The sequence below is a fragment of the Liquorilactobacillus sicerae genome (assembly GCF_029916425.1).
Lineage (GTDB): Bacteria > Bacillota > Bacilli > Lactobacillales > Lactobacillaceae > Liquorilactobacillus > Liquorilactobacillus sicerae.
This window is the reverse complement of sequence record NZ_JAHAVQ010000068.1, coordinates 1-734: the sequence shown is the minus strand read 5'-3', so window position 1 is coordinate 734 and position 734 is coordinate 1. Positions and strand designations below refer to the sequence as shown.

Annotated in this window: 1 protein-coding gene; it reads right to left on the bottom strand. The window is 30.8% G+C overall.

Translation table 11 applies throughout. From position 1 onward, the window contains the following. Positions 1–605: CPBP family intramembrane glutamic endopeptidase (locus tag KH893_RS11225; protein WP_281166201.1), on the bottom strand; the 605-nt coding region annotated here is incomplete at its 3' end. Positions 606–734: the final 129 nt, after the last annotated feature.

Sequence of the window (734 nt, the reverse complement as noted above, 5' to 3'; positions counted from 1 at the left end):
TAGATAATTTGTGTATAGGTAAATGAAAAAGTTTGACGATCTAGATTAACCAAATGTAATCCGCCAAAGAAAAATCCTTGAATCAGTATTGCTGAAAAGTAACAAAGTAGATCTTTTTTTGGATAAGCCAACAAATTTCCCAGTATCAATCCTCGAAAGGCAAATTCTTCAGTTACACCGACAATCATAGAAAAAATAAGTGCCAAAATTATTTCAGTCTGGTCGATTGGTTTGTTTACTAAAGTACTTATAGCCTGAACGATGTTTCCAATCAAGAAAACACCCAGTGGCAGAACGTATAAAAAGCCCCAAGCAAAACGTCGTGTTGCTACTTTAATCTTTATATGGAAGAAAAATAAATTTCCTAACAATAAGAGGATAAAAAACAGGCTTTCAGAAATTATATTCAATTCAAGACTTGTTGTTGTATTTAAAGGGTTGTCAGTACAGCTTTTAGAAAAAATGTTAATGTTTTCTGTTTTTAAAAAATATTCTTGGGCAAGTTTGCCAATTAATAGACTTGTTAAATAAATGCTGAAAAGGGTCCAAACGAAAATTGATACTGTTTTAACTGCTAGTCTGCTTCTCGTTAGTTTTCTTACCATAAGTTTCTACCATTAAAGCATTTATATTTTTACTCGTCAATTTTTCTTATTTGAGTCAAAAAAACGTAATAAAGAATATAGGAGAAAAGATGACGGATTTTTTGAAAACAGATTATGATCATTTACCGG